The sequence below is a fragment of the Palleronia pelagia genome, from assembly GCF_900110115.1.
GTDB lineage: Bacteria > Pseudomonadota > Alphaproteobacteria > Rhodobacterales > Rhodobacteraceae > Palleronia > Palleronia pelagia.
In genome coordinates this window covers 33,429-49,159 of sequence record NZ_FOCM01000011.1, presented here as the reverse complement: position 1 = coordinate 49,159, position 15,731 = coordinate 33,429, and the positions used below count along the sequence as shown (strand labels likewise).

Annotated in this window: 14 protein-coding genes and 1 tRNA gene; 10 read left to right on the top strand and 5 right to left on the bottom strand. The window is 65.3% G+C overall.

Going from position 1 to position 15,731, the window contains the following annotated elements; translation table 11 throughout:
* Positions 1–109: 109 nt before the first annotated feature.
* From BMX96_RS17600 to BMX96_RS17580, 5 genes are all read left to right on the top strand, one after another.
* Positions 110–712 carry a riboflavin synthase gene (locus tag BMX96_RS17600; RefSeq protein ID WP_091846670.1) on the top strand — a complete coding sequence of 201 codons (603 nt, stop codon included), beginning with the start codon at positions 110–112 and terminating at the stop codon, positions 710–712.
* An 87-nt stretch (positions 713–799) separates the two neighbouring features.
* Positions 800–1,204: a DUF4864 domain-containing protein gene (locus tag BMX96_RS17595; protein WP_091846669.1), complete on the top strand. Its 405-nt coding sequence runs from the start codon at positions 800–802 to the stop codon at positions 1,202–1,204.
* A 107-nt stretch (positions 1,205–1,311) separates the two neighbouring features.
* Positions 1,312–3,603 carry a glycosyl hydrolase family 28-related protein gene (locus BMX96_RS17590; RefSeq protein WP_091846668.1) on the top strand — a complete coding sequence of 764 codons (2,292 nt, stop codon included), beginning with the start codon at positions 1,312–1,314 and terminating at the stop codon, positions 3,601–3,603.
* Positions 3,604–3,658: 55 nt separating this feature from the next.
* Positions 3,659–3,934, top strand: coding sequence for a GlsB/YeaQ/YmgE family stress response membrane protein (locus tag BMX96_RS17585; protein ID WP_073129513.1), 276 nt, complete (start codon positions 3,659–3,661; stop codon positions 3,932–3,934).
* An 84-nt stretch (positions 3,935–4,018) separates the two neighbouring features.
* Positions 4,019–4,303 (top strand): hypothetical protein, encoded by a 285-nt coding sequence (locus tag BMX96_RS17580; RefSeq protein WP_091846667.1) that lies wholly within the window; start codon positions 4,019–4,021, stop codon positions 4,301–4,303.
* A gap of 70 nt (positions 4,304–4,373) precedes the next feature.
* Here BMX96_RS17580 and katG read toward each other — a convergent pair whose 3' ends face one another.
* Positions 4,374–6,578: a catalase/peroxidase HPI gene (gene katG / locus BMX96_RS17575; RefSeq protein WP_091846703.1), complete on the bottom strand. Its 2,205-nt coding sequence runs from the start codon at positions 6,576–6,578 to the stop codon at positions 4,374–4,376.
* A gap of 123 nt (positions 6,579–6,701) precedes the next feature.
* On the opposite strand from katG, the gene BMX96_RS17570 reads away from it, so the two are divergent.
* Positions 6,702–7,613 (top strand): hydrogen peroxide-inducible genes activator, encoded by a 912-nt coding sequence (locus BMX96_RS17570; protein ID WP_091846666.1) that lies wholly within the window; start codon positions 6,702–6,704, stop codon positions 7,611–7,613.
* A 25-nt stretch (positions 7,614–7,638) separates the two neighbouring features.
* Entirely contained in the window at positions 7,639–8,409 is a 771-nt protein-coding gene (locus BMX96_RS19420) for a HEPN domain-containing protein (RefSeq protein ID WP_139210139.1), read from the top strand.
* On the opposite strand, the gene uvrB is transcribed toward BMX96_RS19420, so the two are convergent.
* On the bottom strand, positions 8,410–10,608 hold the full coding sequence (uvrB, locus tag BMX96_RS17565) for an excinuclease ABC subunit UvrB (RefSeq protein WP_091846665.1): 2,199 nt from the start codon (positions 10,606–10,608) through the stop codon (positions 8,410–8,412).
* A gap of 391 nt (positions 10,609–10,999) precedes the next feature.
* Here uvrB and BMX96_RS17560 point away from each other — a divergent pair, with 391 nt between their 5' ends.
* On the top strand, positions 11,000–11,311 hold the full coding sequence (locus tag BMX96_RS17560) for an ETC complex I subunit (RefSeq protein ID WP_091846664.1): 312 nt from the start codon (positions 11,000–11,002) through the stop codon (positions 11,309–11,311).
* Between the two features lie 72 nt (positions 11,312–11,383).
* Here BMX96_RS17560 and BMX96_RS17555 read toward each other — a convergent pair whose 3' ends face one another.
* Positions 11,384–11,908 carry a superoxide dismutase family protein gene (locus BMX96_RS17555; protein ID WP_091846663.1) on the bottom strand — a complete coding sequence of 175 codons (525 nt, stop codon included), beginning with the start codon at positions 11,906–11,908 and terminating at the stop codon, positions 11,384–11,386.
* Between the two features lie 99 nt (positions 11,909–12,007).
* Here BMX96_RS17555 and BMX96_RS17550 point away from each other — a divergent pair.
* Positions 12,008–12,084, top strand: a tRNA-Arg gene (locus BMX96_RS17550).
* 43 nt (positions 12,085–12,127) lie between these two features.
* On the opposite strand, the gene BMX96_RS17545 is transcribed toward BMX96_RS17550, so the two are convergent.
* Both BMX96_RS17545 and BMX96_RS17540 read right to left on the bottom strand, forming a co-directional pair.
* Entirely contained in the window at positions 12,128–14,014 is a 1,887-nt protein-coding gene (locus BMX96_RS17545) for a bifunctional sugar phosphate isomerase/epimerase/4-hydroxyphenylpyruvate dioxygenase family protein (protein ID WP_091846662.1), read from the bottom strand.
* A 60-nt stretch (positions 14,015–14,074) separates the two neighbouring features.
* Positions 14,075–14,935: a shikimate dehydrogenase gene (locus BMX96_RS17540; protein WP_091846661.1), complete on the bottom strand. Its 861-nt coding sequence runs from the start codon at positions 14,933–14,935 to the stop codon at positions 14,075–14,077.
* 142 nt (positions 14,936–15,077) lie between these two features.
* Here BMX96_RS17540 and BMX96_RS17535 point away from each other — a divergent pair, with 142 nt between their 5' ends.
* Positions 15,078–15,731 (top strand): TetR/AcrR family transcriptional regulator, encoded by a 654-nt coding sequence (locus BMX96_RS17535; protein ID WP_091846660.1) that lies wholly within the window; start codon positions 15,078–15,080, stop codon positions 15,729–15,731.

Here is a 15,731-nt window from a genome sequence, read left to right as displayed (position 1 = left end):
TCGTGGCGTGGAAAGGTGGTTATTTAATGTCCCGGATGGTGCAGCCCTTGTCACCGCTGCCCCGCGCGGGCCATATCCGCGGCAGGACCCCACCACGAAGGAGCGGCGCATGTTCACCGGACTGATCACCGATATCGGCGAGGTTCTGAAGGTCGAGCGTCCCCATGACCTGCGCGCGCGCATCGCCACCTCCTACGACATCGCGACCGTGCCGCTGGGCGCGTCCATCGCCTGCGACGGCGTCTGCCTGACCGTTACCGACACCGGCACCGACCCGCGCGGATGGTTCGAGGTCGAGATCAGCGCCGAGACCGTGTCGAAGACCAATATCGGCGACACGGGCTGGGCGCCCGGCACGCGGCTGAACCTGGAACGCAGCCTGCGCGTGGGCGACGAGCTGGGCGGGCACATCGTGTCGGGCCACGTGGATGGCGTCGCGACGATCACCGGCATGGAAGAGATCGACGGCTCGACCCGCTTCACCATCGAGGCGCCCGAGGCGCTGGCCAGGTACATCGCGCCCAAGGGCTCGATCGCGCTGGACGGCACCTCGCTGACCGTGAACGCCGTCGACGGGGAGTCCTTCGACGTGAACCTGATCCCCCACTCCAAGCAGGTCACGACCTGGGGCGCGCGCAAGGTGGGCGACCGGCTGAACCTCGAGATCGACACGCTGGCCCGCTACGTGGCGCGCCTGTCACAGATGAGCTGACAGGCACCCCGACACCAATCGTCGCATGGGCAGATCCGAAACTTGCGCCATCATCCTTGCGTGTCTCTGAGCGTAGGAGGATCGCCCATGAAACCGCTGTTTACCGCCTGTCTCGCCGCCGCGCTGGTCGTGCCCGTGGTCGCACCGGCCGAGGATGCCGCCATCGAAGGGGTCATCAGCGCCCAGATCGATGCCTTCCGGGCCGATGATTTCGCCACCGCTTTCACCTATGCCTCGCCCATGATCAAGGGCATGTTCGGCACGCCCGAACGGTTCGGCCAGATGGTGCAGCAAGGCTATCCCATGGTCTATCGGCCCGAGGACGTGACCTTCCTCGATGCCCGGCCGCTGGGCGACCGGGTGCAGCAGCGGGTGATGATGCGTGACACGGGCGGCGCGCTGCACGTCCTGGAATATGAGATGATCGAGACCGCGGACGGGTGGCAGATCAACGGCGTGCGCCTGCTGCGCGCCCCCCAGGTTGGCGCCTGAGCCCACCGCACGCAGGTCGCAGGCCGCATTAACGCCCGCCTGCCTATCCCTTGTCCCCGATGCGGCCCGGTCTTCCCGGGGCGCGCGCCATTCACGCGGGGACCACCATGAACAAGACCATCACCGACGGCATCGTGCTGATGCCGACGCCTTTCGCCGCCGGGCTCGACGTGTGGTCCAGCGGGAACGGCACCGCCGGATCGCCCACCTATGAAAATGCGTCCAACGCGGCCTTCGTCCCCGCCGACCAGGATTTCGGCGGCGCGCTGGAACTTCTGAAGACCCAAGCCACGCAGTGGCTGCGCTACATGATCCGCACCCCGATCGAGCCGGGCTGCTACCTGCGCATCACCGCGCGGGTGAAGGCGGTGTCGGGCAACCTTCCCTCCGTGCGCATCGCCGGTTGGGCGGGGCGCGGCAATGATGTGGCCGTGGACGGCATCCCCGAAACCGGGCCGTCGGTGCCGTTGACCAGCTACGGCGAGGTGGTCGAGGTCTCGGCCATCGTGGGGCCAGGCGCGCGTGGCGGCGTCGATATGGTCTGGGGGGGCGCGCCCACCTACGGCTATTTCGGGCTGGACCTGATCGGGCCGTCGGGCGGCGTGGTGCGCATCGACGACCTGGTGATCGAGGACATCACCGGCGCCTACCTGCGCAAAGTGATCCCCGTGGTCGATGTGGTCGATTTCGGGGCCAAGGGCGACGGGGTGACCGACGACTCGGCCGCGTTCGAGGCCGCCGATGCCGCGTCGGCAGGGCGCGAGATCATCGTGCCTGCCGGGACCTACTACCTCGGGCAGGACGTGACCATCGACACCCGCATCCGGTTCGAGGGCATGGTGACCCAACCCCGCAACCGGCGGTTCCTGCTGCGCAAGAACTTCGACCTGGCAAGCTATATCGACGCCTTCGGGGACGAGGTGGAAGCCTTCAAGAAGGCGTTCCAGGCCTTGCTGTCCAACGCGGATCACGAGTCGCTGGACTTGGGCGGACGTCGCATCGACGTGTTCGGCCCCATCGACATGGCCGAGGCCGCGAACGAGACCGTGTTCGAGATCCGGCGCGTCATCCGCAACGGCCAATTCAACGTCAAGTCCGGCACCGGCTGGAACTTGGGTACCGTCACCGCCACGGCGCAATACAACCCGGCCTCCAATCCAACGCGCCTCTCAAATGTGAGCAACCTCGCCACGATTGAGGTCGGCGCGCGGGTCGAGGGCACGGGCGTCGGCCGCGAAGTCTTCGTCCGGTCCAGAAATCTGAGCGCGGGCACGATCGAGTTGTCGGCGCCGCTTTGGGGTGCGGCGGCCAACCAGAGCTATACCTTCACGCGTTATCGCTACGTGCTCGACTTCTCGGGCTTCACCAAGATGTCGAAATTCACCATCGACGACGTGGATTTCCAGATGGACGGCAAGGCCAGCGGCATCCTGCTGCCGCCCCTGGGCGAGACCTTCCAGATCCGGGACGTGTCGATGACCAAGCCCAGCCATCGCGGCATCACCAGCCACGGGCGGGGCTGCCAGGACCTGATGGTCGACCGCTGCCTGTTCGTGTCCGACGAACAGCCCGTCGCCGCGCCGCAACGCATCAGCGTCGGCTTCAACGTGAACGCCAACGACGCCAAGATCCGCGACAGCCGGTTCCAGCGGTTCGGCACGACCATGGTGCTGAACGGCTCGGGCCACATCATCGTCGGCAACCACTGGTTCCAGGGCGACAACACCCCCGACGGGCCCCTGACGGCGGGTTGCGTGTTCACCCAGACCAACCCGAAAACGATCATCACCGGCAACTACATCGACAATTGCCACATCGAGATGTCGAACCAGTACGAGCCGTTCCCGGATTTCGCGAACCAGTTCAGCTTTGGCGGGCTCAGCCTGACCGGCAACATCTTCAACGCGCTGAACGCGGCCGACTGGTTCACCTTCATCGTGGTGAAGCCCTTCGGCACCGGTCATTTCATCCAGGGGCTCAGCGTCACGGGCAACACGTTCCGGTCGATCAACGGTCCGCTGAACCGGGTCGAACGGGTGGACGACTCGATCGCGCCGCTGGACGCGTCGCGGCACAGGGTGATCGACTTCTCGGCCAACAGCTTCAACAACATCCTGCAGGAAACCATCAACCCGGTGACGCTGGAATTCACCCAAGGCTCGGCCGCGCAGAACTGGACGCTCGATCCCGGCCCGTGGCTGCCCTTCGGCGCCTGGAGCCGGACGGTCCCCGGTGTGGCCGCGCAGGGCAGCATCACCGACAGCGGCGGGTCTGCCGTCTACGACATGCCAGCCGCCACGCCGCTGGAGGGACCCGCCAACAACCGCGTGCGCCTGCGCTGGAGCAAGGCGGTGAAGGGCAAGGTGCAACTGACGGTGCGCTGCGACAGGCCCTATTGAGGGAACCCGGAACACCCCTCGTGCGCTGTGCGAACGGACGCATGAGGGGACCGCTATGGAACAGATCCTGGACGTGATCGGCGCGACGGCGCTGATCCTGCTTGTTGTCATCGGCGCGGTGGCAGGGCTCATCGCCGGCGCCTTGGCCGGCCGGCAACGGCTTCTCTACCTGATCGCCGGCATCGCGGGGGCGGTCGCGCTGCCGTTCATCCTGGCCGCGCTGGGCCTTGGCATCCTCGCGGCCGGTGGATTGCTGGTCATCCTGATCACGGCGCTGATCGGGGCGGTGGTGGTCCTGGCGCTGGTGCGGGCCTTGCGCGGCAAAGATTAATTCGCATCGCGCGAGACTTTTTGGAACATCCCGTGCTTCCGCGCGTAATTGCCGCAGATGTTATAACCAAAAGGTGAGAGCGTTATGAAACGCGGAGTTCTTGCCGCCCTCCTTGTGGCGGTCATCGTGGCCCTGTTGGCCTTCTACTTCATCGACGTGGACGTGACCGACGAGGGCGCGTTGCCAGATGTCGACGTGGACGTCTCGGCCGAGCCGGGCGAAATGCCCGAGGTCGATGTTCAGACCGGCTCGGTCGATGTGGGCACCGAGACCGAAACGGTCGAGGTTCCCGACGTGGATGTCGAGGTTGATACCGAAGAGGCCGAAGTCACCGTGCCGTCGGTCGATGTCGAGCCCGCGCCGGAGTAATCTCGGCACAGATATCAATCAAAAAAAGGCACCCCGCGGGGTGCCTTTTTCATTTTCGAAGGCGTGGCGATCAGGCCGCCAGGTCGAACCGGTCGGCGTTCATCACCTTGACCCACGCCGCCACGAAGTCGCGGACGAAGCGCTCGCCCGAGTCCGCCTGGGCATAGACCTCGGAGATCGCGCGCAGCTGGCTGTTCGAGCCGAACACGAGGTCGCAGCGGGTGCCGGTCCAGCGGTCGGCGCCGGTCTTGCGGTCGCGGCCTTGGTAGGTGCCCGCCGCCTCGTCGGCCACGGCCCACTCGGTGCCCATGTCCAGCAGGTTGACGAAGAAGTCGTTCGTCAGCTGGCCGGGACGGTCGGTCAGCACGCCATGCGCCGTGCCGCCGGTGTTGCCGCCCAGCACCCGCAGGCCGCCCACCAGCACCGTCATTTCGGGCGCGGTCAGCGTCAGCAGTTGTGCACGGTCGACCATCAGCTCCTCGGGGGACGAGGTGAAGGCCCGCTCCTGGTAGTTGCGGAAACCGTCGGACTTGGGCTCGAGCGGCTCGAAGCTTTCGGCGTCGGTCTGCTCCTCGGTGGCGTCACCGCGGCCCGGAGCGAACGGCACCTCGATGTCGAAGCCCGCGTCGCGCGCGGCCTTTTCCACCGCGGCCGAGCCACCCAGCACGATGAGGTCGGCCAGCGACACGTCGCCGTCGAAGCCGTCCTTGATGCCTTCCAGCACCGGCAGCACCTTGTCGAGATTCGCGGGGTCGTTCGCGGCCCAGCCGCGCTGGGGCGCCAGCCGCACGCGCGCACCGTTGGCACCGCCGCGCTTGTCGGACCCACGGAAGGACGAGGCCGAGGCCCAGGCCGCCCGCACCAGTTCCGACACCGACAGGCCGCTGTCCAGGATCTTGCCCTTCAGCTCGGCCACCTGCGCGTCCGTCAGGCTGGGGCCGGCGGGGATCGGATCCTGCCAGATCAGGTCCTCGTCCGGGACTTCGTCACCCAGGTAGCGGACCTTCGGACCCATGTCGCGGTGCGTCAGCTTGAACCACGCGCGGGCATACGCATCGGCGAACTTGTCGGGATTGGCCAGGAAATCCTCGCTGATCTTGCGATAGGCGGGATCCACCTTCATCGCCATGTCGGCGGTGGTCATCATCGGCGCGTGGCGGACGTTGTCGCGATGGGCGTCGGGCACGGCGTCGGCCATGGCGTCGCCCTTGGGCTTCCACTGGTGCGCGCCGGCGGGCGACTTGGTCAGTTCCCACTCGTTGCCCAGCAGCGTTTCGAAATAGCCCATGTCCCACTTGATCGGGTTGGGGGTCCAGGCGCCCTCGATCCCGCTGGTGGTGGTGTGCTCGGCCATGCCGGTCTCGAACGCGTTCTTCCAGCCGAAGCCCATCGACTCCATGGGTGCGCCCTCGGGCTCGGAGCCGACGAGCCCCGCGTCACCCGCGCCGTGCGCCTTGCCGAAGGTGTGGCCGCCGGCGGTCAGCGCGACGGTTTCCTCGTCGTTCATGGCCATCTTGGCGAAGGTCTCGCGGATGTCCTCGGCCGATTTCATCGGGTCCGGCTCGCCGTTGCGGCCCTCGGGGTTCACGTAGATCAGGCCCATCTGCACGGCGGCCAGCGGGTTTTCCAGGAACCGCCCCTCGCCGTCATGCGAGGTATAGCGGATGTCCTTGGTGCCCAGCCACTCGTCTTCCATGCCCCAGTAGATGTCTTCCTCGGGCTCGAAGATGTCCTCGCGACCGCCGCCGAAACCGAAGGTCTTGAAGCCCATGGTCTCCATCGCGACGTTGCCGGTCAGGATGAACAGGTCGGCCCACGAGATCGCGTCGCCGTATTTCTGCTTGATCGGCCACAGCAGGCGGCGGGCCTTGTCGAGGTTGCCGTTGTCGGGCCACGAGTTCAGGGGCGCGAACCGCTGGGACCCGCTGGACGAGCCACCGCGCCCGTCGGCCGTGCGGTAGGTGCCGGCGCTGTGCCAGGCCATGCGCACGAAGAAGGGGCCATAGTGGCCATAGTCCGCAGGCCACCAGTCCTGGCTGTCGGTCATCAGGTCTGCCAGGTCCTTCTTCAGCGCCTTCAGGTCCAGCGCCTTGAACTTCTCGGCGTAGTTGAAGCTGGGCGCATAGGGCGTCGTTTCCGGCAGGTTCTGGTGCAGGATCCGCAGGTTCAGCTGGTTGGGCCACCAGTCGCGGTTGCTGCGCGCCTTCTGGTTCGACTGGGTGCCGTGGATCACGGGGCAGCCGCCGTTGCCGCGCGGGCTGTCGCTTCCGTCCATCATGGGGTCTCTCCGCTCTTGTTGATCGTTCGGGGCAGGGGGCCTGCCTGTCTGGAATCGTTCTAACAGGCGTGGGCCATGAGGGAAACTTGTGCTTTGCTATATTTCCCATAACTTCAAGTTATGAAGAACCTGACCCTCAAGCAGTTGCGCTATTTCGAGGCGCTGGCCGACCAGGCCCATTTCGGCCGCGCGGCCGATGTGACGGCGATCTCGCAGCCCGCCCTGTCGGTCCAGATCCGCGAGCTCGAGACGCAGCTGGGCGGGCCGCTGTTCGAACGCGGCGGCCGGTCCGTGACCCTGACCGCGCTGGGCGAGGCGCTGCGCCCCCGCATCCGCGCCGTGCTGCAATCGGTGGACGATCTGGGCGACGCGGCGCGCGGGGCAGGGGGCGGCCTGCGCGGGCGGCTGCGGCTGGGGATCATCCCGACCATCGCGCCCTACCTGCTGCCGCGGCTCATGGGGCAGCTGGCGCGCGGCTGGCCGGACCTGGCCATCGACATCCGCGAAACGGTGACCTCGGCCCTGCTGCGCGAGTTGTCCGAGGGCCGGATCGACTGCGCCATCGTGGCCCTGCCCATCGGCGAGCCGGCCTTTACCGAGGTGCCGTTGTTCTCCGAGCCCTTCGTGCTGGTCCGCCCCGAGGCCGACGCGGACCGCCCCATGCCCGGCCGGGACGAGCTGCGCGAGATGCGCCTGCTGCTGCTGGACGAAGGCCACTGCTTCCGCGACCAGGCGCTGTCCTTCTGCGATCTCGACCGCGCCCATACCGCGCTGGGCCTCGACGCCACGTCGCTGTCGACGCTCGTGCAGATGGTCGGCGCGGGCATGGGCGTGACTTTGATCCCCGAGATGGCGGTGGAGGTCGAAACCCGCGCCGCCCCGGTCTCGGTGGGCCGGTTCAACGAGCCCCAGCCCGCGCGGACGGTGGGCATGATCTGGCGCAAGACGACCCCGCTGGCGGGGGCGTTGGAGGAGATGGCGGGAGATTTGTTCCAACAAAAATGGATGCGTTTTGTTGAAACTGGCCGCTAAGGATTTTTTCGGTTAATCTCGAATTATGAACGGACAATTGACTTTATTTGCGAGCTTGGAGCAAGCCGAAGCCCCCGCGAGCAACCTGGCCATTCCACAAATCGCCGGAGAGCAAGTAGGTGGCTCCGATGCCGGTAGCCAAGCTTTCCGTCAGTTTGGGAAGAACGAGTCCGACATCAAGAGGCTACTAGATCTTCACCGAAAGGAAGGGGGTAAAGGCCCCGGGCGCAGACGTGGGTTGGAAGTTTTGAACAAGTCAGCAATCGTTTTGATTACAGCGTTTTGGGAAGCATACTGTGAGGACGTTTTATCGGAAGCACTTCTGTACCTTACTGAGCACGCAAGCAACGCGTCACTGCTGCCCAGAGACATTCGCAATCGAGTCGCAACTGAGTTGAAAAGGGAGGAAAATCATCAGGCGGTTTGGAGTTTGTCAGGAGATGGGTGGCGGACCCACCTCTTGGAGAGATTCGATCTGATGAAAGAGCAGCGCGCCCGCAAGCTGAACACTCCGAAGGCGACGCAAATCGATGATCTTTTCCTGACCGGTCTTGGATTGAAAAATATCTCAGAGTCTTGGCTGATTGCTCCGGGGAAAGATGCTAATTGGAGTCGAGAAAAGCTTGACAAATTCGTGAGCCTTCGCGGCGCCATCGCTCACAGAGGAGTGGATGGCGACAGTGTTACAAAAAAGTTGGTCGACGAATATTTCTCCGTAATCCGCAGACTTGTGGCCAAGACGGATGACGCAGTGAAGGAGCACATTGAAAAAGCTCTTGCCTCCAATCCTTGGTGATTACTTCTTCCGCCGCTTCACATTCCCCCCGCGTTGCCCCGGTCGCCCCGCCGTACTCCGCCCGGACGCCTTCGTGGACGCCTCCGACGCGGCCTCGACGGCGGATTGGCGGGCCATGGGGTCGTCGGATACGGCGAGGTCCACGGCCTCCAGCCGCTTGACCTCGTCGCGCAGGCGGGCGGCTTCCTCGAATTCCAGGTTCTCCGCCGCCTTGCGCATGTCGGCGCGCAGGCCGTCCAGCACCGCCTGCAGGTTCGAGCCCTGCGCCTTCGGGTCGATCTTTGCCGTCACGCGGTTCATGTCCACGTCGCCCTTGTAAAGCCCGGCGAGGATATCCTCGACGTTCTTCTTCACCGTGGCGGGCGTGATCCCGTGCTCCTCGTTATAGGCGATCTGCTTCTCGCGGCGGCGCTCGGTCTCGCGCATGGCGCGCTCCATCGAGCCGGTGATGCGATCGGCATACATGATGACACGGCCGTCGGCGTTCCTCGCGGCGCGGCCGATGGTCTGGATCAACGAGGTCTCCGATCGCAGGAAGCCCTCCTTGTCGGCATCCAGGATCGCCACCAGCCCGCATTCGGGAATATCCAGCCCCTCGCGCAGCAGATTGATGCCGATCAGCACGTCGAACGCGCCGAGACGCAGGTCGCGCAGGATCTCGATCCGCTCGATCGTGTCGATGTCCGAGTGCATGTAGCGGACCTTGATGCCCTGCTCGTGCAGGTACTCGGTCAGGTCCTCGGCCATGCGCTTGGTCAGCGTGGTGCAGAGCGTGCGCATGCCCTGCTCGGTCACGCGGCGGATCTCGTCCAGCAGATCATCGACCTGGGTTTCGACCGGCCGGATCTCGACCTGCGGGTCCAGAAGACCCGTGGGGCGGATCACCTGTTCGGTGAAGACACCGCCGGTCTGTTCCAGCTCCCACGCGGCGGGGGTGGCCGACACGAACACCGACTGGGGCCGCATGGCGTCCCATTCCTCGAACTTCAACGGGCGGTTGTCCATGCAGCTGGGCAGGCGGAACCCGTGCTCGGCCAGCGTGAACTTGCGGCGATAGTCGCCCCGGTACATGCCGCCGATCTGCGGCACGCTGACGTGGGATTCGTCGGCGAAGACGATGGCATTGTCGGGAATGAACTCGAACAGGGTGGGGGGCGGCTCGCCCGGCGCGCGACCCGTGAGATAGCGCGAGTAGTTCTCGATCCCGTTGCAGACGCCGGTGGCCTCCAGCATCTCGATGTCGAAATTGGTGCGCTGTTCCAGCCGCTGCGCCTCGAGCAGCTTGCCGTCGCCCACCAGCTGGTCCAGCCGCTGCTTCAGCTCTTTCTTGATGTTGATGACCGCCTGCTTCATCGTCGGCTTCGGCGTCACGTAGTGGCTGTTGGCATAGACGCGGATGCGGTCGAAGCTGCCGGTCTTCTCGCCGGTCAGAGGATCGAACTCGGTAATGCTTTCAAGCTCTTCCCCGAAGAAGCTCAACTTCCACGCCCGGTCCTCCAGGTGCGCCGGGAAGATTTCCAGGCTGTCGCCCCGCACGCGGAAGCTGCCGCGCTGGAACGCCTGGTCGTTGCGGCGGTATTGCTGCGCCACGAGGTCGGCCATGACCGCCCGCTGGTCGTAGGATTTGCCCACGTGCAGGTCCTGGGTCATGGCGCCGTAGGTCTCGACCGAGCCGATGCCGTAGATGCACGACACGGAAGCCACGATGATCACGTCGTCCCGTTCGAGCAGCGCCCGGGTGGCCGAGTGGCGCATCCGGTCGATCTGTTCATTGATCTGGCTTTCCTTCTCGATGAAGGTGTCGGACCGCGGCACGTAGGCTTCGGGCTGGTAGTAGTCGTAGTAGCTGACGAAGTACTCGACGGCGTTGTCTGGGAAGAATCCCTTGAATTCGCCGTAAAGCTGTGCGGCCAAGGTCTTGTTCGGCGCCAGGATGATCGCGGGGCGCTGAGTTTCCTCGATAATCTTGGCCATGGTGTAGGTTTTGCCGGTGCCTGTCGCGCCCAGCAGCACCTGGTCGCGCTCGCCGTCCCGCACGCCCTGGCTGAGCTCGGCGATTGCGGTGGGCTGGTCGCCCGCCGGCTGGAACTCGGAATTCATGCGGAAGGCGATGCCGCCTTCCAGCTTTTCGCGGGTTTCCACGGGCGGCGCGGGGGCGGTCAGCTGTGCGTCGGACTTGTCGGAATGGGCGTAGGGCATGGGCAACCTCGGGCTGGTCGCCCATAACTTGGGCCTTTCCACGTCACCCACAACCCCGCTTGGGCGGGATGCTGCCATCCGCGGGGCCGCGACCTGCGGCATTTTCGCTCAAACTCGCCAAAAGGTTGAATCGCCTCTTGCGGCTCGCCGATTTTCGGAGTTGAGTGGAGATGCAAGCAGCAATCCCAAGCGGTCGGGTCCTGCATTCCCCACCCATTTACCGGGGCCTGATCGCACCCCCTCATTCTCTTGCAGCGGGCCACCTGTTCAATTTCGAACAGGTGGCCTTTCCTTTGCCGACCAACCGTGCATGGACCCGGCTTGTGATCTTGCCACGCGGACCTTTTGCCGCCATTTAGACGCCAGTGATCTGACTTCACCGGAGGAGCCCATGCCCGCCCGCATCTATCGCCCCGCAAAGACCGCCATGTCGTCGGGCACCGCCAAGACACTGGAGTGGGTGCTGGAATACACGCCAGACGAGGCGCGCGCCGTCGACCCGCTCATGGGCTGGACCAGTTCCCGAGACACGCAAAGCCAGGTTCGACTGCGCTTCGCCACTGAACAGGACGCCCGCGATTATGCCGAATCCAACGGTATCGACGCCATCGTGACCAAGCCCAAGACTCGCCGCGCGAATATCCGGCCCGGCGGATACGGCGAGAATTTCGCGACATCGCGGCGTGGTGCCTGGACTCACTAATCGGTCCTCGAGCCCCCAATAGGAAAGGGCAGCCCGCGGGCTGCCCTTTTGCGTTTCTCATGATCCATTGCGTCACTCGGCGGCGGCGAAGGTGCCGCAGGCAATCCGCTCGCCCGCGTCGCCGGCGGGTTGCGACATGTAATCGTCGGCGCGCGCATGGACGATGAAGGCCGCTCCGTCCTCGTCCATCATCATCTCTTCGACATCGAGAAGCGGCGCGAAGACCTCGACATTCAGATCGCCGTCTTCCCCGACGATTCCGTTGGGCAGATCGCCGGGATGCGGCCCGCCCGCATCGAAGACACCGTGCTGCGCGTCGCCTGCGATATGGCCGCCCGCGCTGGTGAAATCGTCGGCCGAGCAATCGCCGGTCTCGTGCAGGTGGATGCCATGCGCGCCTTCGGGCAGGTCCGTCAGTGCGACGATGACCAGGGGCGTGCCCGATGCGGTCTGGTTGACGGTGACGGTTCCGATGGAATTGCCGTCCCGGTTCTGCACTTCGGCCCGCGTTTCGAGCATCACGTGCTCTTCGGCGAAGACAGGGGCGGTGAATGCGGCAGTCACGGCGAGGGCCGCGGCGGTGGTAAAGCGTTTCATACTGAACTCCGGTTTGAAGGTTTGGCGGCACAACGGAGGTCTGCCCGCGCTTGTTCCGCTTGCCCGCCAGGGCAGATCGACGCTACACCGCGCTGCAGCGGTCCCTTAGCTCAACTGGATAGAGCAGCTGACTTCTAATCAGCAGGTTCGGGGTTCGAGTCCTCGAGGGATCGCCAGACAATTCAAAGAGCCAGGGCCGCGCCGCGTCGCGATGTGCCCTTACTGCCGCGGCATGTTCAGCGGCCGCGCGAGCCGCTTTTGCGCCGCTATGCGGAATGGCGCGTTGGCTTCTCCGTAACGGTGATAGCCGGGCTCTCGCTGGACAATCTCGACGAACAAGCCGCCGGGCAGGGCGTGGGAATACATCTGGAAGAAGGATGCGTCGCCGATGCGGTCGTAAAGGATGTTGGCCCCGCGCAGCCGGTCCAGAAGGCCCCGCGGCAGATCGAACCGGGCGTCGAGATCGTCGTAGTAGTTCGCCGGGATCGGCAGCGGGTTGAAACCGCGGGCGGCCAACGCGTCGGCGCTCGCGAAGATGTCGTCGGTCGCCAGGGCGATCTGGTGGACCGATGCGCCGAAACTGTCGGCGAGAAAGCTGCCCGCCAGTGTCCGGTGGCTTTCGGTGGCGTTCAGCGTCACGCGCAGACCGCCGCTTCGGCTGGTCACGTCCTGCGCGCGGATCACGCCGTTCGGGTCGATCACGTCAAGGATGGGCGAGCGGTCCATGTCGAACAATGCGGTATAGAACAGCGACCAGATCAGCATTTCCTCGTGGCTCATCGTTTGGTCAAGATGGTCCACATGCGTCAGGCCCGCGCCAACCTCGTCCTGTCCGGTGGGGACGAATTCGTCCGACCAGACGCGATCCAGGCCGCTGGTTCCGTCCACGAAATGCAGGACCGAGCCCGCGAGCCCGCGGATCGCGGGCAGGGTCAGGACACCGACGCCCAAAGGCTGCTGAAACGGGTCGGCGCCAAGCGCTTGTGCGCGGGCCAGCGCGTCGGCGCTGGACCCGACCATGATTCCGATATCGCAGACATTGGTCCCGCGCATGGTCCAGGCACTTGCGGCATGCCCCTCGGTTTCGGCGTTGACGACGATGCGGATGTCACCCTGCGTCCAGAGGTCGAGCGCCTTGTCGCGATGCCGCCCCGTGCGCGTGAACCCGAGCGTGGAAAGAGCGGAAGACAGCGTCTCGACCTCCGGTCCGCGGGCGGCGACCTCGATGAAACCCACACCCTCGGCCGCGATGCGGGGCGGTATGTCGGGCAGCCCTTGGCCGATTTCGGGCTCGGCCCGCCGCACGTCGTCCATCAGGGCGACCAGGCTGCGATGGCCGTCGCGCGCGATGGGTTTGGGCGCACCGCCGCGAAACTGATCGTTGAAAATCTCCAGCGAAATCGGCCCGGCGTAGCCGGTGGCCATGACGGCCCGCATGAAGCGCGCGACATCGAGATCGCCCTCGCCCGGCATGTTGCGGAAGTGGCGCGACCAGTAGAGCAGGTCCATGTCGATCAGCGGTGCGTCGGCGAGCTGGACGAAGAAGATCCGGTCGCCCGGGATCGCGCGAATGCTTTCGGGGTCGATCTTGCGGCCGAGCGTGTGAAAGCTGTCGAGGATCAGTCCCACCGCCTCGTGGTCGGCGCGGCGCACGATTTCCCACGCGTCGCGATGGTCGTCGATGTGGCGCCCCCAGGCCAGCGCCTCGTATCCCACCCGCAGGCCGCGGGCCTTCGCGATCTCGCCGAGTTCGGCCAGGTCGTCGGCGGCCCGGTCGATCCCGCCCAAGCTGCGCGGATGGGAAGAGGAACAGATCAGCATCAGGTCGGTGCCCAGCTCGGCCATCGTGTCGAACTTGTGCCTGGCGCGGTCGAAGGCTTTCGAGCGCAGCGGCTCGGGCAGGCATTCGAAATCGCGGAAGGGCTGGAACAGCGTGATCTCGAGCCCGTGGTCCCGCACCATCCGCCCGACCTCGCGGGGGCCGCCGTCATGGGCGATGAAGTCCTGCTCGAAGATTTCGACCCCGTCGAACCCGGCCTGGGCGATGGCCTCGAGCTTCTCTTCGAGCGTTCCGGCGATGGAGACGGTGGCGATGGAGGTGCGCATGTCAGGACCTCGGAAGGAAGGGGCGCAAAGTCAGGAACATCGGGCCGGGCGGCATGATCGTCACCTGTCGAAAGCGTCGAAGGTCGCCTTCATCCGATCGGGATCGGCGGGCCTGCCGGTGAAGAGCTCGAATGCGCGCACGGCCTGGAACACCGCCATTCCGCCGCCGGACAGGACCCGGCACCCCTTGGCGCGCGCCGAGGCCAGAAGCTGCGTTTCCAGCGGGAAATAGACGATGTCCGCGACCCATTGATCGGGCGTGATCAGGTCGGTGTCGATGGCTGTCCCGGGCAGTTTCGCCATGCCCATGGGCGTCGCGTTCACCACACCGTTCGGGCGTTTGCCGGCAAACAGGGTGGCGGCATCATTCACGGCGTCGGCAGCGCAACCGGGCCGGTTGCGTGACACCTGGGCCGCCAGCGATGCCGCCCGGTCCCCGTCGCTGTCAAGGATCGACAAGCGCGACACTCCGCAATCGGCCAGCGCGTGGGCCACGGCGACCCCGGCGCCGCCCGCGCCCAGCAGCAGCACATGATCGGTCGCCGCGTCGGGCAGGCCGCGCCGAAAGCTTTCGGCAAAGCCCCACAGATCGGTGTTATGACCGATGCGCCGCCCGCCGCGCAGGATCACGGTGTTCGCCGCACCGACCGCCCGCGCGTTGGGTGACAAATCGTGCAGCAGCGCCATCACCTCGACCTTGTAAGGGTAGGTGACGTTCAACCCGTCAAGACCGTCGGCCTCTGCCTCGGCAAGCACGTCGGCGAGCGGTATATCACCACGCTCATCAAGATCGATGAGGCGATAGTCGCCGGTCATTCCCTGGGCCCGCGCCTCGGCCTCGTGCATGGCGGGGGTGCGGGACAAGGCGATGCCACGGCCCACGAGGCCGGCGCGCAAGCTGCTGTCGGATCTGGGGTGCATGTCATGGGCCACGTTGAATCCTCCCACGAGGGAATTGTTTCATGTCAAAATGAACCATGCGGTTAACATCGTCAAGGAATTTGATCCGGGCGGTTAATTATGGTTCTGTGATGCTGAAACACTGGAAGGATCGAAAGGCGACATGCCGGACAGGGCGCGGAGATGGAAACAGGACCCGGCAGCGGTAAAGGCCGACATCCTGGCCGCCGCACGCCGCGAGTTCGCCGCGAACGGGTTTGCGGGCGCGCGGGTGGAGCGGATCGTGGAGGGCACGAAGACCTCGAAGCGAATGCTGTTTTACTATTTTGGCGGCAAGGAAGGACTGTACCGCGCCGTGCTGGCGGATGCCTACGAGCAGATACGCGCGCAGGAAGAGGCGCTCGACCTCGGCGGGCTGGAGCCCGCCGAGGCGCTTGCCAAACTTGTGCGCTTCACCTTCGACCATCACCGCGCCAATCCCGATTTCATCCGGCTGGTCATGATCGAGAATATCCACCACGGCCGTCATCTGGCCGAGATCCCGCAGATCGGCGACACCAACCGCGCGGTGATCGATCAGCTCGAACGGATCTGCGCGGAAGGTATCGCCAGCGGTCTGTTCCGCGACGACGCGTCGGCCATCGCGCTGCACTGGCAGATCAGCGCGCTCAGCTTTTTCAACGTCTCGAACCGCGTGACCTTCGAGATCAGTTTCGGCGACGCGCTTTTCACCGAAAGCGCGCAGATCGGAATGCGCGAACAGGTCGTCAATTCGATCCTCGGAAGCGTCTTGAACCCTGTCTTGCCCGAAGAATGA